17 protein-coding genes are annotated in these 17,249 nt (G+C 69.0%); 6 read left to right on the forward strand and 11 right to left on the reverse strand.

The features are described from left to right. Genes ACSUZC_RS19575 through ACSUZC_RS19585 form a run of 3 tightly spaced genes read right to left on the reverse strand, consistent with a single transcriptional unit; the run spans window position 1 to window position 2,842 of the window. The gene (locus ACSUZC_RS19575; RefSeq protein ID WP_439030118.1) at window positions 1-834 is read right to left on the reverse strand and encodes a CoA transferase subunit A; all 834 of its coding nucleotides are present in this window, start codon (window positions 832-834) and stop codon (window positions 1-3) included. Then, a complete protein-coding gene (pcaD, locus tag ACSUZC_RS19580; RefSeq protein ID WP_439030119.1) occupies window positions 831-1,607 on the reverse strand; it encodes a 3-oxoadipate enol-lactonase in 777 nt (258 codons plus the stop codon). Before pcaD ends, ACSUZC_RS19575 begins: the two co-directional genes overlap by 4 nt. Then, window positions 1,604-2,842 carry an acetyl-CoA C-acetyltransferase gene (locus tag ACSUZC_RS19585; RefSeq protein ID WP_439030120.1) on the reverse strand — a complete coding sequence of 413 codons (1,239 nt, stop codon included), beginning with the start codon at window positions 2,840-2,842 and terminating at the stop codon, window positions 1,604-1,606. Before ACSUZC_RS19585 ends, pcaD begins: the two co-directional genes overlap by 4 nt. Before the next feature lie 86 nt (window positions 2,843-2,928). On the opposite strand from ACSUZC_RS19585, the gene ACSUZC_RS19590 reads away from it, so the two are divergent. Next, on the forward strand, window positions 2,929-3,837 hold the full coding sequence (locus ACSUZC_RS19590) for a LysR family transcriptional regulator (protein WP_439030121.1): 909 nt from the start codon (window positions 2,929-2,931) through the stop codon (window positions 3,835-3,837). Here the strand turns inward: ACSUZC_RS19590 and ACSUZC_RS19595 are convergent. Further along, on the reverse strand, window positions 3,824-4,600 hold the full coding sequence (locus ACSUZC_RS19595; RefSeq protein ID WP_439030122.1) for an enoyl-CoA hydratase: 777 nt from the start codon (window positions 4,598-4,600) through the stop codon (window positions 3,824-3,826). The genes ACSUZC_RS19590 and ACSUZC_RS19595 overlap by 14 nt on opposite strands. Window positions 4,601-4,712: 112 nt before the next feature. Beyond that, window positions 4,713-5,825, reverse strand: a complete 1,113-nt coding sequence (locus tag ACSUZC_RS19600; protein WP_439030123.1) for an enoyl-CoA hydratase/isomerase family protein — start codon at window positions 5,823-5,825, stop codon at window positions 4,713-4,715. A gap of 129 nt (window positions 5,826-5,954) precedes the next feature. On the opposite strand from ACSUZC_RS19600, the gene ACSUZC_RS19605 reads away from it, so the two are divergent. After that, a complete protein-coding gene (locus ACSUZC_RS19605; RefSeq protein ID WP_439030124.1) occupies window positions 5,955-6,830 on the forward strand; it encodes a siderophore-interacting protein in 876 nt (291 codons plus the stop codon). Between the two features lie 9 nt (window positions 6,831-6,839). Here the strand turns inward: ACSUZC_RS19605 and ACSUZC_RS19610 are convergent, their stop codons facing one another. Together ACSUZC_RS19610 and ACSUZC_RS19615 are read right to left on the reverse strand one after the other, a co-directional pair. Then, a complete protein-coding gene (locus tag ACSUZC_RS19610; RefSeq protein WP_439030125.1) occupies window positions 6,840-7,715 on the reverse strand; it encodes an SDR family oxidoreductase in 876 nt (291 codons plus the stop codon). Next, the gene (locus ACSUZC_RS19615) at window positions 7,712-8,233 is read right to left on the reverse strand and encodes a MarR family winged helix-turn-helix transcriptional regulator (RefSeq protein ID WP_439030126.1); all 522 of its coding nucleotides are present in this window, start codon (window positions 8,231-8,233) and stop codon (window positions 7,712-7,714) included. Before ACSUZC_RS19615 ends, ACSUZC_RS19610 begins: the two co-directional genes overlap by 4 nt. A 92-nt stretch (window positions 8,234-8,325) precedes the next feature. Between ACSUZC_RS19615 and ACSUZC_RS19620 the strand changes: the two genes are divergently transcribed. After that, entirely contained in the window at window positions 8,326-9,807 is a 1,482-nt protein-coding gene (locus ACSUZC_RS19620) for an MFS transporter (protein ID WP_439030127.1), read from the forward strand. Between the two features lie 15 nt (window positions 9,808-9,822). Here ACSUZC_RS19620 and ACSUZC_RS19625 read toward each other — a convergent pair whose 3' ends face one another. Together ACSUZC_RS19625 and ACSUZC_RS19630 are read right to left on the reverse strand one after the other, a co-directional pair. Next, window positions 9,823-10,608 (reverse strand): GntR family transcriptional regulator, encoded by a 786-nt coding sequence (locus ACSUZC_RS19625; RefSeq protein WP_439030128.1) that lies wholly within the window; start codon window positions 10,606-10,608, stop codon window positions 9,823-9,825. A 55-nt stretch (window positions 10,609-10,663) separates the two neighbouring features. Then, on the reverse strand, window positions 10,664-11,815 hold the full coding sequence (locus ACSUZC_RS19630) for an acyl-CoA dehydrogenase family protein (RefSeq protein ID WP_439030129.1): 1,152 nt from the start codon (window positions 11,813-11,815) through the stop codon (window positions 10,664-10,666). A 182-nt stretch (window positions 11,816-11,997) separates the two neighbouring features. Between ACSUZC_RS19630 and ACSUZC_RS19635 the strand changes: the two genes are divergently transcribed. The 3 genes from ACSUZC_RS19635 to ACSUZC_RS19645 are packed head-to-tail and all read left to right on the forward strand — an operon-like array spanning window position 11,998 to window position 15,031. Next, the gene (locus ACSUZC_RS19635) at window positions 11,998-12,837 is read left to right on the forward strand and encodes an HpcH/HpaI aldolase/citrate lyase family protein (RefSeq protein WP_439030130.1); all 840 of its coding nucleotides are present in this window, start codon (window positions 11,998-12,000) and stop codon (window positions 12,835-12,837) included. Beyond that, entirely contained in the window at window positions 12,830-13,837 is a 1,008-nt protein-coding gene (locus ACSUZC_RS19640) for a MaoC family dehydratase (protein ID WP_439030131.1), read from the forward strand. Before ACSUZC_RS19635 ends, ACSUZC_RS19640 begins: the two co-directional genes overlap by 8 nt. 54 nt (window positions 13,838-13,891) lie before the next feature. Further along, window positions 13,892-15,031, forward strand: a complete 1,140-nt coding sequence (locus ACSUZC_RS19645) for a CoA transferase (RefSeq protein ID WP_439030132.1) — start codon at window positions 13,892-13,894, stop codon at window positions 15,029-15,031. A gap of 54 nt (window positions 15,032-15,085) precedes the next feature. Here ACSUZC_RS19645 and ACSUZC_RS19650 read toward each other — a convergent pair whose 3' ends face one another. Both ACSUZC_RS19650 and hpnE read right to left on the reverse strand, forming a co-directional pair. Continuing rightward, the gene (locus ACSUZC_RS19650; RefSeq protein WP_439030133.1) at window positions 15,086-15,874 is read right to left on the reverse strand and encodes a PaaI family thioesterase; all 789 of its coding nucleotides are present in this window, start codon (window positions 15,872-15,874) and stop codon (window positions 15,086-15,088) included. A gap of 3 nt (window positions 15,875-15,877) precedes the next feature. Next, window positions 15,878-17,242 (reverse strand): hydroxysqualene dehydroxylase HpnE, encoded by a 1,365-nt coding sequence (gene hpnE, locus ACSUZC_RS19655; protein WP_439030134.1) that lies wholly within the window; start codon window positions 17,240-17,242, stop codon window positions 15,878-15,880. Between the last annotated feature and the right edge of the window lie 7 nt (window positions 17,243-17,249).

A 17,249-nucleotide genomic window follows, 5' to 3' on the forward strand; every position in this document is an offset into this window, starting at 1 on the left:
CTAGGCTGACGGCGACGCGGTGGGACGTTCACGGACCGTGCGCTTCTCGATCCCCTTGCGTGCCACCTGCTCCGGGGCGAGCTCGACGATCCGCTGCACGAAGATGCCCGGCAGATGGATCTCGTCGGGTCCGAGCTCGCCGACCTCGACCACCTTCTCCGCCTCGACGATCGTGATGCGCCCGGCCATCGCCGCCGGCGGGTTGAAATTGCGTGCGGCGGCGTGGAACCGGCAGTTGCCGTCGGTGTCGACGACCGCGGCCCGGATCAGTGCGTAGTCGGTGACGATCGACTCCTCGAGAACCATCTCCCGGCCGTGGAAGGTCCGAACCTCCTTGGGTGGCGACGCCTCCGCGACGGTGCCGTCGGAGTGGTACCGCCAGGGCAGTCCGCCCTCGGCGACGAGCGTGCCGACACCGGTGGGGGTGAAGAACGCACCGATACCGCTTCCGCCGGCGCGCATGCGTTCGGCGAGCGTGCCCTGCGGGGTGAGTTCGACGGTGACCTCGCCGGACAAGAACTGGCGCCCGAACTCCTTGTTCTCCCCGATGTAGGACGCCACGACCCGGTCGATGCGGCGGGCCTCCAGCAGCAGCCCCAGGCCCGCGCCGTCGGCTCCGCAGTTGTTCGACACGATGGTCAGGTTCGCCGCACCCTGCTCGAGGAGCGCGTCGATGAGGAAACCGGGAATGCCGGCCAGCCCGAAACCGCCGACCGCGATACTCGCGCCGTCGGGGATGTCGGCGACCGCCTCGGCCGCCGACGCCGCGATTTTGGTCGGGCCGCCGGAACGGTTGTCGACCGTCATCGTGGCGGCACTGTCGCGAGTGCTCATTGCTGCTCCAGGTGTTCGAGAAGTGCGGGGGTGATGATGTCGGCTTGCTGCGCATTGGCCAGATGAGCCGATTCCGGGACCACGAGCAGGCGGCCGTGCGGCACGGCATCGACGATGTCGCCCAACAGATTCGGCGGGGTGGCGGGGTCGTCGGCACCCGCGATCGCCAGCGTGGGCGCGGCGATCGACGACAGGTCGGGCCGCTGATCCATCGTGGCGATCGCCTCGCAGCACGCCGCATATCCCTCGGCGGGGGTGGCCGCGACCATGGCCTCGTACGCCTGACGCGCCTCGGAGTTCGCGTCGAGGTATCCGGGCGTGAACCAGCGCTGGACCACAGCTGCGGCGACCGCCGAGGTGCCGTCGGCGCGCACGAGTGCGGCGCGGTCCGTCCATCCCTGCGCGGGCGGCAGATAGGCCGCGGTGCACAGCAGGCCCAGCCGATCCACACGTTCGGGATTGCGTGCAGCCACCCGCATCATGGTCATGCCGCCGAGTGAGAGACCGACGAGGTGGGCGCGTTCGATGCCCAACCGGTCGAGAAGCGCGATCACGTCGTCGGCGAGATCGTCGATCGTGTACGGCCCCTGCGGAATCGGCGAGTCACCGTGCCCCCGCGTGTCGTAGCGGACGACGGTGAACCTCTCCTCGAGCGCGGCGACCTGTGCGTCCCACATGCCATGGGTGGACCCGAGCGAGTTCGACAGCACCACCGCGGGGGCGTCGGTGCGACCCGAGACGACCGCGTGGACCTCGACCGGTCGGGCGCTCATCGGGTCGCCTCGAAGATCGCCGCGAGACCCTGTCCGCCACCGATACACATCGTCTCCAGGACGTACCGGGCCTCGCGACGGCGCGCCTCGTACGCGGCGGTGGCGAGAATGCGCGCACCCGTCGCACCGATGGGATGCCCCAGCGAGATGCCCGAGCCGTTGGGATTGAGTCGCTCGTCGGCGGCATCGACCTTCCATTCGGCCAGGCAGGCGAGAACCTGTGCGGCGAACGCCTCGTTGATCTCGATGAGGTCGATCTCATCGAGGGTGAGGCCCGCTCGGTCGAGTGCGGCGGACGTGGCCCCGACCGGGCCGATGCCCATGGTCTCGGGCTCACACCCGGTGACAGCCCAGGAGCGAAGCGCGAGAAGCGGTTCGAGTCCGCGTCGCTCCGCCTCGGCACGCGTGGCCACCACACACAGTGCGGCTCCGTCGTTCTGACCGGAGGCGTTGCCCGCGGTGACGGTCGACTCCGGGTCGTGCTTGAGCCGGATCGGACGAAGCGCGCCAAGGGATTCGACGGTCGCATCGGATCGCGGGTGCTCGTCGCGGTCGACGACGGTGTCGGGCCGCCCGCGGCGACCGGCGACGGTGACCGGCACCAGCTCGTCGGAGAACCGGCCTTCCTCCTGGGCGGCGATGGCGCGTCGATGCGAGCGGGCCGCGAACTCGTCCTGGTCGGCCCTGGTGATCCCGTAGCTCGCACGCAGATTCTCGGCGGTCTCGATCATGCCGCCGGGGACGGGGTGCGACTCGCCGCCGGCCGTCAGACGCCCGCGATCGAGACGGTCCATCAGCTCGACACCACCCTGTTTGATTCCCGACCGCAGGCCGAGGGCGTAGTGCTCGACGGTCGACATCGACTCGGCGCCACCGGCGACGACGACACGCGCACCTCCCGTCGCGACCGCCGAGGCACCGGTCAGGATGGCCTGGAGACCCGAGCCGCAGCGGCGGTCGACCTGCATGCCGGGAACCCCGATGCCCAGACCCGCGTCGAGGGCGGCGATCCGGCCGAGGGCCGGGGCCTCGCCGTTGGCGTACCCCTGTCCGAGGATGACGTCGTCGATGTCACCCTCGCCGAGACCGGTGCGCTCGGTCAGCGTCCGCAGCAGGTCGGTCGCGAGCCGGGTCACCGGCACCGTCGAGAGAACACCACCCATACGACCCACGGGCGTGCGCAATGGTGAGCAGACGACGATGTCGGTCGCCGCGTCGTTAACGGAAGATGCCATGAATCCAGGGTAGGAACCCACGTCGATATGGAGAAGTATCCATAACGCGCTGTTTGATATGTGACAAGTATCAGTAGACTCCGGTCATGGAGTTGCGTCACCTGCGGTACTTCCGTGCCGTGGCCGAAGAACTGCACTTCGGACGCGCCGCACGGCGCCTGCACATGGCCCAGCCGCCGCTGTCCCAACAGATCCGTGCACTCGAGGACGAACTCGGGGTCGCGCTCCTCGTCCGGTCCACGCGACGTGTGGAACTCACACCCGCGGGCGAGGACTACTTGCGCCGGGCCGTCTCGATCCTGGACTCGGTCGACGCCGCGGGACGCCAGGCACAGCGGATAGCCGACGGGCGCTCGGGCACCCTTGCGATCGGCTGCGTCGGCTCGGCAACCTACTCGCTGCTCCCGAAGCTCGTGCGGGCGCTGAGTGAGGAACTTCCCGACGTGGACGTCAGCGTTCGTGGAGAGATGCTGGCGCCCGCGCAGATCGCGGCCCTCGCGGCCGGGGACATCGATCTCGCCCTGTTGCGGATGCCGGTCGACACCACCGGCCTGCACGTCGAGGCGATACGCAGCGACCGGTTGATCGTCGCACTCCCCGAAGATCATCCGCTGGCCGGCGGCCCGCCGGACGACCCCGTCGACCTCGCACTCCTGCACGGCGACGACTTCATCGTCCACGCCGGCGGCGGCAGGTCGGTGATGCACGGCGCGCTCGCCGCGGCCGCGGGTCGCGCGGGCTTCGTCCCCCGGATCCGGCACGAGGTCGAGGAGACGTCGACCCTGGTCACCCTGGTCGCGGCCGGCGCGGGGGTCGCGCTCGTACCGGAACCGACGTCGGCACTCTGGGTCGCCGGGGTCGTCTACCGGCCGCTGTCCGTCGCGGACCGGGTCGACCTCGTCGCCGCCTTTCCCACCACCCGGCGCACACCTCTCGTCGAACAGGTGCTCGCGGTGCTACGCCGGGTCGGCGACACCGGACTCAGCGGTGGGTGAAGTTCGGGTCGCGCTTCTCGACGAAGGCGGCCATTCCCTCGGTCTGGTCGTCGGTGGCGAAGGTCGAGTAGAACAGGGCACGTTCGGCACGCACACCTTCGGCAAGGCTCGACTCGAAGGCGCGGTTCACCGCGTCCTTGGCCAGCGCGGAGGCGATGAGCGACTTCGACGCGATGACCTCTGCGACCTCGAGAGCGGTCGCGCGGCAGTCTTCCTTGGGGACGACGCGTGAGACCAGACCCATGCGCTCGGCCTCGTCGACCTTCATCTGCCGACCGGTGAGGACCATGTCCATCGCCTTGGCCTTGCCGACCGCGCGGGTGAGTCGCTGGGAGCCGCCGATACCCGGGATCACGCCGAGGTTGATCTCGGGCTGACCGAAGACGGCATTGTCGCCGGCGATGATCGTGTCGCACAGCATCGCGAGCTCGCATCCGCCACCGAGCGCGTAGCCGGTGACGGCGGCGATGATCGGCGTGCGCGCGCGAGAGAGCTCGTCCCAGGCAGCGAAGAACTGCTCGTTGACGACGTCGGCGTAGGTCTTCGACGACATCTCCTTGATGTCGGCGCCCGCGGCGAACGCCTTCTCCGACCCGGTGATCACGATGGCACCGATCCCGGCGTCGACGTCGAAGTCCTTGACGGCCCCGACGACCTCGTTCATGAGCTCGGAGTTCAGGGCGTTGAGGGCCTTGGGGCGGTTCAGCGTGATGATGCCGACGCGGCCGCTGGTCTCGACGAGGATGGTCTGGTACTCGGTCACGTGTTACCTCTTTCGGTTTCGGTGATGTGGGTCTGGGATGACCGACGAACTCGGTGGTGCTCGACAGACATGGTCACACCGCGGGACGCCTGCGGACCACCCTGCCCCAGGATCAGCCGGCAGCGGGCGCGTTCGCGAAGGTCAGATCATGCGGGAGCGGGGCGAAGAACGCGTCCACGGCGTCCTCGGAGAATTCGGCCCACGTCGGGTTGCGGTCCTTGTCGATGACCTGGGCGCGGATGCCCTCGGCCATGTCCGGGTGCAGCAGGCAACGCAGGGACACCCGGTACTCGCGGACCAGGGTGTCGGCCAGACTCGCGTCGTCGGCGGCCTCGCGCAGCGAGCGCAGGGTGACGGCGAGGGCGGTCGGACTCTTCGCGGCGATGGTGTCGGCGGTCTTGATCGCCTCGGGCGACCCGACTGCCCGGCAGCGGTCGACGATCTCGGCGACGGTCGGCGCGGCGAAGGCGCCGGCGATCCACTCGCGCTGATCCGAGAGGTCCGAGGCCGGCGCGTCGACGGCGTACCGGTCGACCGCCTCATCGACGCCCGATTCGCCGATCGCCGCGATGAAGGCGGGCAGCGACTCGGCCGGCACGAAGTGGTCCGCGAGGCCCATCGCGATGGCGTCGGCGCCGCGCAGGTGACCCGCGGTCAGCCCGGCGTAGGTTCCGAGTCCGTCGGGCACGCGCGAGAGCAGATGCGTCCCACCGACATCCGGCACGAAGCCGATGCCGACCTCGGGCATCGCGAGCTTGGTGCGGTCGGTGACGATGCGCACGTCGCCGTGGGCCGAGATCCCCACCCCGCCGCCCATCACGATGCCGTCCATGATCGCGACGTAGGGCTTGGGGAAGGTCGAGATCGACTCGTTCAGGCGGTACTCGTCGAACCAGAACTTCGCCGACGGGGACTGCTCGGCATCGGCGTCGGTGGATTCCGGGTTCCCGCTCAGCGCGGCCGCGTCGCGGTGGATCGCGACGATGTCGCCGCCCGCGCACAGTCCGCGCTCACCGGCGCCGGACACGACCACCGCGCGCACGGTGTCGTCGAGCGCCCAGGCGTCGAGTCGTCGCGCCATCTCCAGGACCATCTCGTGGTCGATCGCGTTGATGGACTTCGGTCGGTTCAGGATCAGCGACCGCGCGGAACCGTTCTCCTCCGCCAACACCGACGGGGCCGGAGCCCCGGGAGCTCCTGCTGGGGAGACAGATGACTGCGACACGCGAACCTCTTTCCACCGACCGAGCACCGGCGCGGAGGCACCGGAACGTTTCCCTCGATGGTTGCATATCCTAGTAACCATGGTCCAGCCCTGTGGCCGCTGCCGCCGGAGTGAGGTTAGGGTTACCTCATGGGCTATTCCAGAGCACGCGTACAGCACGTCGCCGACCTGACGCCCAATCTGCGTCGCGTCGCCTTCGAAGTCGCCGACCTCCCCGGCCTCGGCCTGCCGGGGGCGCCCGACGAGGCGGTCGGGATCTACTTTCCGCTGCCGGGTCAGCGGAGCGCGCCCGACATGGCGTGCCGCGACGGCGTGTGGGCGTACTACGACGCCGACCCCGTTCCCGACGGCCGCAACTACTCGATCCGCGCCGCAGACCACGCCGCGGGCACCATGCTCGTCGACTTCGTGATCCATGCAGCCGGTCCGGCGACGCTCTGGGCACAGGGCGCACAACCCGGCGACGAGGTGGTCATGACCCACGCGCGTAGCTGGTACGCACCGCCCGCGGGCACCGAGCGCCTCATCCTCGCCGCCGACCTCGCCGGCCTCCCTGCGCTGGCGCGCATCCTCGACGAGCTGCCCTCGACCGACGGCGTGACCGCGGTCGTCGAGGTCCCGGCCCCGACCGAGCTGCCCTACCTGCCCGACCGCGGCGTCGAACTGATTCCCGTGATCGGCGGCAACGCGCGCACTCCCAGCCGACTGGCCGAGACCGTTCGCGAGCTGCCCATCCCCGCCACCGGTGGCTACTGCTGGTTCGCCGGGGAGGCCGCCGAATCACGCGCCGTACGCAAGCATCTCCGCGGGCCCGACCTCCGGTGGGATCGCCGGTGCTACGACGTCATCGGCTACTGGCGGGTCGACAGCGAACGCTGGACGCGCAAGTACTCCGAACACGGCGCCGAACTCTTTGCCGTCTATCGGCAGGCCCTCGCCGACGGCAAGAGCGAGAAGCAGGCCTCGGAGGAATTCGACGAGGCACTCGAGCGGGCGGGGTTGTAGACCACACCGTCAGGGCTGGTAGTCGGCGACCTGCCCGTTCTTGGGCGCGCGGTACATCTTCCACAGCAACCCGGGCATGCCGCGCAGCGGCAGCGGCGCAGGCCAGTCCCGTCCGCGCATCAGGGCATCGGTCCCGCCGTCGACGGTGACCACCGCACCCGACATGAAATCGGCTGCCGGCGAGAGCATCAGCAGGACCCAGGACGCCAGTTGCTCAGGAGTCCCGAACTCGCGCACGGGAACCGGGAACGACTCCACGCGCCCGGACTGCGGACCGTCGAGCTGCGATCGCAACAGCGGTGTCATGACCGGGCCCGGGGCGATCACGTTGACCCGTACACCCGCACCCGCCCACTCGGTCGTCGTGCCGTGCGACCGACACCAGTGGGTGACCGCGATCTTCGACGCCGCGTAGGCGACCGGACCGGTGACCCCACGGCGCCTGCGGATCACCCGGGTCGCGCCCTCGGCGTCCCCGTCGAGCAGTCGCCGGATCGCGGACTTCGGGACCAGCGGCGTGACCGTCGTCGAATTGGAGCCGAACACCACGACTTTCGCCTTCTCGGCGGCGGCAAGCGCCGGACGCCAGGCGGTCAGGAGTTCGGTGACACCGAAGACGTTGACCTCGATGATCTTCCGCTCGAGCCCGGCAGCCGGCCCCATCCCCGCGGCGAGGACAGCACCGTCGAGCGTGCCCCCCGACATCTCGAGGACCTGCTCGGCGGCTGCCCGGCGACCCTGCGGAGTCGACAGATCAGCGACGACCTCCACGTCCCGCTGATCGACGCCGACGACCCGGTGGCCCTTCGCCCGGAGCGATTCGGCAACGGCCGCACCCATCCCCGACGCCGCCCCGGTCACCACAAACGTCCCTCGCGCGTTCATCCCAGACCGCGCTTCCGGCCTGCCGGATCCTCGGCGGCACCATGCCGGTGCTGGGTGCGTTCGTAGGCGTCGTTGAACGCGCGCAGCTCGCGCAGCAGCGCCTCGGGGGTGCCGGGATCGAGGTCGGCGAAGACCTGCTCGAGCCTCTCGGCGCGCAGGAGACCTTCGCGACGGAACGCCTCACTGCCCGCCTCGGTGGGACGGATCATCTTCGACAGTGAGTCCTCGACCTCGAAGCGCTCCACGTAACCGTGTTTGATCGCCGCGTTGACCTGCCGATTGACCGTGGACTGTTCGAGGCCGAGATCGACGGTCAACTCCCGCAGGGTGCGCGGCCTGCCGTCGGAGAGCACCCACAGGATGGCGAACGCCGACCGTTCCAGGCCGACGCCGGGATGGACGAGGCTGCGTCGCCGCGACATCCGCAGCAGTTCCTGCGCCAGGTCACGATGCACCGGCGACTGCCACGGGGCGTGATCCCCCGAGGCGTGGTTCCCCGGGTCGGGATCCTCCGACATCACTCCTCCATCCCTAGACGTGGACAATCTACTGTCCGATTTGCGTATGTACATTACATATGTATGCTGCATACCTCGAAGGAGGTCTCTCCATGAGCCAAGTAAGCCGTCCCTCGTCCGAGGTGACCGGAGAAGCGGTCGACGCCATCGACAAAGCGCCCGCCGGCGCCGTCGGCAGTGTGGTGGTGCTCTGCTTCGGCGGACTCGTCGCCTCGTTGATGCAGACGCTGATCATCCCGATCCAGCCCGACCTGCCACGACTGCTGGACACATCGATAGGCAACGCATCCTGGATCATCACCGCGACCCTGCTCGCCGCGGCCGTCGCCATGCCGATCGCCGGCCGGCTGGGTGACATGTTCGGCAAACAGCGCGTCCTGTTCGTCAGCGCGGCCCTGCTGACGCTCGGCTCCCTGATCTGCGCGCTGGGCGACACACTCGTCCCGCTCATCATCGGCCGCGGTGTGCAGGGGCTGGCGATGGGCTTCATCCCGGTGGGCATGAGCCTGATCCGCGAGATCACCCCGCCCCGCATCACCTCGATGGCCGTGGCCGCCATGAGCGCGACCCTCGGCGTCGGCGGCGCGATCGGCCTGCCCCTGGCGGCATGGATCGTCCAGACCTGGGACTGGCACGCACTGTTCTACGTGGCGACCGGTCTGGGTGTGCTCGTGAGCATCGCGGTCCTGGTGCTGGTGCCCCGCGTGAACGACGCCGCGGGCGGTCGCATCGACATTCCCGGTGCCATCGGCCTGGCCGTGGGGCTCTCCGCCTTCCTCATCGCGGTCTCCAAGGCCAACGACTGGGGTTGGACGTCGGGTCGCACCCTCGGGCTCGGGCTGGGCGGGATCGCCGTGCTTCTCGTCTGGGGCATCTTCGAACTCCGCCAACGGGATCCGCTGGTCGATCTGCGGACCACCGCACGCCCCGCGGTCCTGCTGACCAACATCGCCGCCGCGGCCATCGGCTTCGGCATGATGGCGCAGTCGATCGTCCTGCCCATGCTCCTGCGACTACCCGAGGCCACCGGTTACGGCCTGGGGCAGTCCCTGCTCGCCGCCGGCCTGTGGATGGCGCCCGGCGGCCTGATGATGATGATCTTCGCGCCCATCTCCGGCATCCTGATCAACCGCATCGGAGCCAAGATCACGCTCGCCATCGGTGCGGCGATCCTCGGCTGCGGTTACCTTCTCGCGTTCTTCCTCATGGACGCGGCGTGGAAGCTCATGCTGGCGTCGATCGTCTGCGCCATCGGGGTGGGCGTCGGGTACGCGGCCATGCCGACCCTCATCATGGGGTCTGTGCCGGCGACCGAAGCCGGTGCCGCAGTGGGGCTCAACGGCCTGATGCGATCACTGGGCACGACCATCGCCTCGGCTGTGATGGCCCTGATCCTCGCCAGTGCCACCATCTCGCTCGGCGGCACCGAGGTGCCCGACGAGTCGACGTTCACGTGGTGCTTCCTGGTCGCCGCGGCCGCCGCGTTCGTCGGCATGGCCATCACCCTCACGATCCCGACACGACGCGCCGCGTCGAATGTGCCGGAAGAGCAACCGCTTCCGGCCCGGAACTGAGCACTCCATCGCTCCTCACGCCTCGGGGACCAGTGGTTGTGCTGTTCTCTTCGATGCGGGCTCGCCGGTACGGCGCAGGGTGACCCGATAGGTGTAGTGCTCGGGCAGGAAGTAGCTGATCGCGAGTTCGACGGCACGGCCGCGGGAGTCGGAATACAGCCGGTCGACCCGCAGCACCGTGTGGCCCACCGGGCAGCCGAGGCGTTCCGCTGTCTCGGCGCCGGCGGTCGTGGCGGTGATCGATTGCGCGCATTCCTCGATGGGATGGACCAGGTGGGGTTCGAGGAGTCCGATCATCGTGTGTTCGCTGACCGCGCCCGCCTCGACCTCGGGGGCGTCGATCACCAAGCGCGCCACCGATTCCGGCCACGACACCGTGGTCACGACGAACGGCACACCGTCGTGGAATCGCTGGAAGACGATTCGCCACACGACGTCGGTGTCGAGACGCAGCCGTCCGGCCGCCTCGAGATCCACTCGGCGGACGGGTGATTCCAGGACCTGCATCGCGGTGTCGGTGGACAGATTCATGAGGTCCTCGATCGAACCCAGCTGACGCAGATACTGACCCGCGTTGTCCGTCGCGAACGTCCCGCGTCCGGGTACCCGATACACCGACCCCTCGGTCACGAGTTCCAGGAACGCGCGGCGGACCGTCTGCCTGCTGAGGCCGTACTCCTGGGACAGTTCGGATTCGGTGGGCAACCGGACACCGCCGGCGTATCGGCCGTCCGCGATGTGGGCGCGCAGTTCGGCGGCCAGCGTCTTGTACGCCGGCTCGGACTGCCCCGCCTCACTCATCGATCCATCCTTCCAGTCGGGCCGCTCGTGCCTCCGAGGCAGACGTCACCTCGGGTCAGAGGCCACCACGGGACACGAGTTGCGCCGCGATCACGTTGCGCTGGATCTCGTTGGTGCCCTCCCCGACGATCATCAGCGGCGCGTCCCGGAAGTACCGCTCGACGTCGAACTCGGTGGAGTAACCGTATCCGCCGTGGATTCGCACGGCGTTCAGGGCGATCTCCATGGCGACCTCGGACGCGTAGAGCTTCGCCATGCCGGCCTCCATGTCGCACCGCTCGCCCTTGTCGTACTGTTCGGCCGCATGCCAGGTCAGCTGGCGTGCCGCGGTGAGTTTGGTGGCCATGTCGGCGAGGTAGTTGCCGATCGACTGGTGCTTCCAGATCGGCTGACCGAAGGACTCCCGCTGCTGCGCGTAGGCCAGCGAGTCCTCGAGCGCGGCCGTCGCGACACCGAGGGCTCGGCAGGCGACCTGAATCCGCCCGGTCTCCAGGCCTTTCATCATCTGACCGAATCCCTTGCCGGGTTCGGCCCCCAGGATCGACGACGTCGGTGTGCGGTAGCCGTCGAAGGACAGCTCGCAACTCTCGACGCCCTTGTAGCCCAGTTTCGGCAGGTCACGCGACACCGTCAGCCCGGGACCGTGTTCGACGAGGACGATCGAGATCCCCCGGTGGCGCGGCGTCGCGGCCGGGTCGGTTTTGCACATCAGCGCGATCAGTCCAGAGCGCCGGGCGTTGCTGATCCACGTCTTCGACCCGCTGATCACCAGATCGTCCCCGTCGACCTTCGCGACCGTCGACATCGCTTGCAGATCCGAACCGCCGCCCGGCTCGGTCAGCGCCATCGTCGCCCGCATCTCACCCGTCGCCAGCCGCGGCAGGTATTGCTGCTTCTGCTCTTCGGTGCCGAACAGCGTGAGGAGTTTGGCGACGACGGTGTGCCCGCCCATCGCCCCCGCCAGGCTCATCCAGCCGCGCGCCAGCTCCTGGGTGACGCGCGCATAACACGGCATCGAGACCGGCGAGCCGCCGAACTCCTCGGGCACGGCCAGGCCGTAGATCCCGATCTGCTTCATCTGCTCGATCCACTTCTCCGGGTACTCGTTGGCGTGCTCCACCTCCTGTACGGAGGGCTTGACCTCCCGGTCGATGAACGACCGAACGGTCTCGACCAGGAACGATTCTTCGGCGGCGAGCGTGCTCATGAACGGATACACCTACGATCTGCGGAGCGGACGGGCTGATTTGTACGGCCATTTTGTGGGTCGCCGATCGACGTTGTCAACACTTCCCTTCGAGCACAGGCGTCTGATACAACCAAAGGGCGTCACATTTGGCCGCACATTTCGACACATTCACACGTGAACCACCGACCCTGGGAGCGACTGTGCAGAGAAGACGGGGCGTCCTGGTCGCGCCCGCCTCCGACGACCGCAAGGCACGCAAGGCACTGGCTTCGATCGCCGACGAGGTCGTGCTGGATCTCGAGGATGCGGTGACCCCGACGAACAAGGACTCCGCCCGTGCTGCCGCGGCAGATCTGGTCGCCGAGTTCGGCGCCGATCGTGCGATCTCGTTGCGTATCAACGCCATCGACACCGAATGGGCGGCTGCGGACCTCGCCGCGTGCGCTCAGATGGAGGGTCTGACGTCCGTCGTCGTGCCCAAGGCCGATTCGCCCGCCGACCTCGAAGACGCCGATCGTCAGTTGGGTGACTCGCCGGTTCGCCTGCAGGCGCTGCTGGAAACCCCGCGCGGCATCCGCGACGCAGGCGCGATCTGCGCGGCGACCGACCGCCTCGACGCCGTCCTGATCGGATACGCCGACCTCGGCGCCTCCATGGGCCGGGCTCCGGGCCTGCCCATGCAGACCTGGCATGTCGTCCAGGATTCGGTGCTCCTCGCCGCCCGCGCCTCGGGCGTCGACGTCATCGACGGCCCACACCTGACCATCGCGGACGACGAGGTGTTCCGCGACGCCAAGCGTTGGGTGCGCGACCTCGGATTCGACGGCACGTGGGTCATCCACCCGGCTCAGTTGGCAAGCGCCATCGAGATCTTCACCCCGGACGACGCCGCCGTCGAGGACGCACGGCGGGTACTCGACGCGCTCGAGAACGCCGCCGCCGCGGGTGCCGGCGCGGCCGAGCTCGATGGCCGCATGCTCGACGAGGCCCTCGCCGTCTCCGCACGTCGAATCCTGGCGAAGAGCGGCGTCGATGACTGACCCGATCGCGGTGGGCGGACCCTACTTCGACGAACTCACCCACGGCCGGGTCTTCGACGACGCACCATCGGTGACACTGACCTCGGGACTCGCCGCCGCGCATCAGTCGATCCTGGGTGACCGCCTGCGCCTGTCCCTCGATGCGCACCTCTGCGAACGCGTCGTCGGCGGAGGCACTCTCGCCCATCCGGGTCTCGTCACCGACGTCGCCATCGGGCAGTCGACCCTGGCCACCCACCACGTGAAGGCGAACCTCTTCTACCGGGGTCTGCGCTTCCTGCGTCATCCGCGGATCGGCGACACGCTCACCACGGTCACCGAGGTCGTCGGACTCCGGGAGAACACACCCAAACCCGGCCGCGCGCCAACCGGACTCGCCGCGCTCCACATGCTCACCACCGATCAGCGCGGCGACACCGTCCTCGATTTCTACCGCTGCGCGATGCTGCCGCTGTCGGCCACCGCCGCCCCGGATCGGACGGTCCACGCCGATGACCTCGGTGCCATCGGTCAAGATGCCGGCTCTCGCCCCGCGACACCGGACTGGGATCTCGACATCTACCGATCTGCGGTTCGCGGGCAACACTTTTCGCCCGACCTCGCCGGACGTGTCTTCCGATCCAGTGCCGATGTGGTCTCGAGCGCACCCGAACTCGCACGCCTGTCGCTGAACATCGCTGCCACCCACCACGACGAGCGCGTGGCAGGCAGATCCGCCGGCGGCCGTCTGGTCTACGGCGGTCATACGATCGGACTCGCACTCTCACAGGCCAACCGGGCCCTCCCGAACCTCATGACCGTCGTGTCGTGGCAGTCGTGCGACCACACCGGGCCCGTCCGTGAAGGCGACACCCTGAGCTCCCTCATCCACGTGGAGGAAGCCACCCCCCTGCCCGGTGGCGGCGGCGTCCTACAGCTGCGGTCGACGGTCGTCGCGCACGAGGCGGACGGTCGGGATCGCGACGTCCTCGACTGGCGCTATCACGTCCTGATGGCCTGACATGCGCCACAGTCCTTTGAACCCTTGCTGTCCCGGCCCGAGGAGCTACCGAACGTGACCACCCATCCCCGTCCCCTCGATGGACTGCGCATCGTGGAGGTGTCGAGCTTCGTCGCATCGCCGCTGTGCGGCCTGACTCTCGCGCAGCTCGGCGCGGAGGTCATCCGCGTCGACCCGCTGGGTGGTGCCGCCGACATCAGGCGGTGGCCGGTCACCGACGACGGCAACTCGATCTACTGGACGGGTCTCAACCGGGGCAAGAAGTCGGTGACCGTCGACTTCCGTGACCCGGCCGGCCAGAAGGTCATCCGGGACCTCGTCACCGACAGTGGGCCCGGCGGCGGCATCCTCGTCACCAACGCCGCCGGCCGCGCGTGGATGAGTCACGAGACCCTTTCCGGCACACGAGCCGACGTGATCACCCTCGAGCTCCTCGGCCGCACCGACGGGACTCCCGGCGTCGACTACACCGTGAACGCCGCGCTCGGTTTCCCGTCGATCACCGGCCCCACCGACTACGCCGGCGTGGTCAACCACGCACTGCCGGCCTGGGATGTGGCGTGCGGACTCTATGCGGCACTTGCCATCACGGCCGCCGTACGACGCCGCGACCTGACGGGCGCGGGCGCGCAGATCACGCTGCCGCTCGAGGACGCCGCACTGGCCATCGCCGGAACCCTCGGCTACCTCACCGAGCCCCAGCTGGGGGTGGGCTCCCGGCCCGCGACCGGCAACGACGTCTACGGCACCTACGGAACGGATTTCGTCACCGCCGACGGTGGGCGTTTCATGCTCGTGGCGCTGACCCCGCGTCACTTCCGCGACCTGGTGTCGATGACCGACACCGCGGACGCCGTCGCTGCCGTCGAACAGGCACTGGGCGCCGACTTCACCCGGGAAGATGACCGCTACACCCATCGCGGGGTGTTGACCCCACTGTTCGCGGCATGGTTCGCCCGCCACACCAGCGCCGAGGTCGAGGCGGCCCTGGACAAGGCCTCGGTACTGTCCGAGCGTTACCGGACCTTCGGCGAGGTCGTCGAATCAGGTGTGCTCGAACGTAATCCGCTCTTCGCCGAACTCGACCAGCCAGGGATCGGCAACTATCTCGCCGCCGGGCTCCCCGCCATCTTCGACGGTGAACACTACTTCGCCGGGCCGGCCCCCGAGCTGGGGTCCTCCAGCGGTTTCTGAGCCCGGGCCGGCCCTTCGTGGCTCGCTGCGCTCGCACCTCAGGGAGCGGCGGGATCAGATGTGCTGCAGCACAACCGTGGCGATCGCCGCGGGCTTGCCACCCTGATTGGCGGCCACCACGCGCACGACCGACAGGGAGCGGCCGCGGTGGGTGACCTCGGTGGTGAACGTGGCGGTCTTCGCGGCGTCGCACGGCCGGACGTAGGTGATGTCGACACTCGTCGTCCGCATGTCCCCCTCGGCGCCGATACCCGACGCCGCCGCGAGCTCGGCGGCACAGATCAGGATTCCCCCGTGCACGCTGCCCATTCCGTTGGCGGACAACGGCGTCGGGCCCATGGTGAGCACACCCGGGGCGGTCTCGACCAGCCCGAGCTGATCGCGGACGGGACCGTCCGGGACGTCGAGGATGCGCGGCGACGCGTGGGGTCCCGGGGTCCGCGGTGCGTCGATGAGATGCGAACGATGGATGACCGTCGCGATCGTCCGTCCCGTCGCATCGGTGACGGCTCCCCTGGTCATGGCGCCGCGCTCGTCGCGTCCGACGAGCTCACCGGTGACGCGTAGCGACGACCCGTCGAGCGGCGGGTCCGCCAGGAAATCCATCCGGATACCCAGCGACACCGGCCATCGACCCGACGGGCTACCCGCGGCGACGAGATAGCCGGTGACGTCGTCGCACGAGACGGCCAGAGCCCCACGGCTGACCCCTGCCGCGGGGTCGGCGAGCCAGGGTCCGGCCTCCGTGCGTCCTTCTCCGCGCTCGGCGGAGACGGCGATGTCGCCGATCCGCAGCATCACTTCGGGACCGCCGATGTGGAAGGCGGAAGCAGATGTCGTCATGACCTACAGCGTGCCCTTCGCGCGATGGTCCGCGAACTCCAGCACCACCTCGACCGCACGCGCCGCGCTCTGGCACGCGCCTTCCATCGTGGTGGTCCAGTCGGTCCGGGTCCAGTCCCCGGCCAGTGCGAGACCGTTCACCGCGGTGCGCTGTGCCGGGCGGAGTCCGGCCGTCCCGGGACGTTGCGCGAAGGTCGATCTCGGCATCCGCACCACGTGGCTGTGGACGACGTTCGCCTCGGCGGCCGCCGGATAGTATCTGCGCAGCATGCCCATCTGGATGTCGGTGATCTCGGCGTTCGTCTTGCCGATGAGGTCGTAGGACGCCGAGACCGTCGTCGAATAAAAGTAATTGTCGCGCGGTTCGCGCCCATGCATGCGCTGGCGGTCCCACACCTGTTCCAGGACACCCTCGCCGCCGTGGAGGACCTCGCCCCAGTCCACCATGTCGATGGACCGGTCGAGGTAGAGGTTCACGCTGACGATGGGGACCGGGGTCAGGTTCTCGACGGCCCGGTAGATCCGGTCGTGGCCGGGGACCTGGTCGAGCAGGCCCTTCACGTTCCACACCGGGACCGCGCAGATCACCGCGTCGGCGGCGATCTTCTCCCCGTCGGCGAGGGTCACGCCGGCGACCTTCTCGCCGTCGACGTCGATCGAGGCCACCACGGCACGGTGCCGGACCTCGACGCCGGCGTCGGCGAAACGCTTCTCGGCGCCGTCGATGAACAGTGTGTCGAGGTCGACGGTGGGGTAGCCGATCGAGATCGGGGTCCGCGTCTGGCGTGCCCGTCGTACGCCGGTGACGAGCAGGTCGGCCGGCACCTTGGCCGAGGAGATGTCCGGCTTGTCGCCGGTGAGTCCGATGACGATGCCGTCCCACAGCGCATCTCGCGCGGACTGCGGCAGCCCTATCCGTCGGAACCATTCGTCGGCGGTGACGTCGTCGAGCCAGTCCGGCTGCCGAAAGGCCTGCCGTAGCAACCTGATCTGCGCGCGGGCGGTACGCAGCCGGTCCAGACCCGTGACGCCGGGAAGGTCACCGAGCGCGGCACGCAGACCGGTGATGCCCCCGAACGCCGATCTGCGCGTCGCGCCCCCGGGCATCCGCATCGTCATGTGACCGGGAAAGGCCACGTGATCGCGGGTGCCGACGCTCTCGAGGTAGCGCATGAGGTGCTCGTAGCCACTGGCGAACACATGCTGCCCGTTGTCGGGCACGTCGTCGACGGCGGACAACGGCATGGAGATGGTGCGACCACCCAGCGAGCCCCGCCGTTCGAGCAGGGTCACGCGCTGCCCCGCCTCGGAAAGCCATACCGCCGACGCCAGACCGGCGAGTCCCCCACCCACGACCACGCAATGCATGCGCCAC

Source organism: Gordonia terrae (genome assembly GCF_051789125.1).
Classification (GTDB): domain Bacteria; phylum Actinomycetota; class Actinomycetes; order Mycobacteriales; family Mycobacteriaceae; genus Gordonia; species Gordonia terrae_A.

Excerpts from the sequence above, each read along its gene's own strand:
- ACSUZC_RS19575 (WP_439030118.1), bottom strand. The coding sequence starts at position 834 with ATGAGCACTCGCGACAGTGCCGCCACGATGACGGTCGACAACCGTTCC.
- pcaD (WP_439030119.1), bottom strand. The coding sequence starts at position 1,607 with ATGAGCGCCCGACCGGTCGAGGTCCACGCGGTCGTCTCGGGTCGCACC.
- ACSUZC_RS19585 (WP_439030120.1), bottom strand. The coding sequence starts at position 2,842 with ATGGCATCTTCCGTTAACGACGCGGCGACCGACATCGTCGTCTGCTCA.
- ACSUZC_RS19590 (WP_439030121.1), top strand. The coding sequence starts at position 2,929 with ATGGAGTTGCGTCACCTGCGGTACTTCCGTGCCGTGGCCGAAGAACTG.
- ACSUZC_RS19605 (WP_439030124.1), top strand. The coding sequence starts at position 5,955 with ATGGGCTATTCCAGAGCACGCGTACAGCACGTCGCCGACCTGACGCCC.
- ACSUZC_RS19610 (WP_439030125.1), bottom strand. The coding sequence starts at position 7,715 with ATGAACGCGCGAGGGACGTTTGTGGTGACCGGGGCGGCGTCGGGGATG.
- ACSUZC_RS19615 (WP_439030126.1), bottom strand. The coding sequence starts at position 8,233 with ATGTCGGAGGATCCCGACCCGGGGAACCACGCCTCGGGGGATCACGCC.
- ACSUZC_RS19620 (WP_439030127.1), top strand. The coding sequence starts at position 8,326 with ATGAGCCAAGTAAGCCGTCCCTCGTCCGAGGTGACCGGAGAAGCGGTC.
- ACSUZC_RS19625 (WP_439030128.1), bottom strand. The coding sequence starts at position 10,608 with ATGAGTGAGGCGGGGCAGTCCGAGCCGGCGTACAAGACGCTGGCCGCC.
- ACSUZC_RS19630 (WP_439030129.1), bottom strand. The coding sequence starts at position 11,815 with ATGAGCACGCTCGCCGCCGAAGAATCGTTCCTGGTCGAGACCGTTCGG.
- ACSUZC_RS19640 (WP_439030131.1), top strand. The coding sequence starts at position 12,830 with ATGACTGACCCGATCGCGGTGGGCGGACCCTACTTCGACGAACTCACC.
- ACSUZC_RS19650 (WP_439030133.1), bottom strand. The coding sequence starts at position 15,874 with ATGACGACATCTGCTTCCGCCTTCCACATCGGCGGTCCCGAAGTGATG.
- hpnE (WP_439030134.1), bottom strand. The coding sequence starts at position 17,242 with ATGCATTGCGTGGTCGTGGGTGGGGGACTCGCCGGTCTGGCGTCGGCG.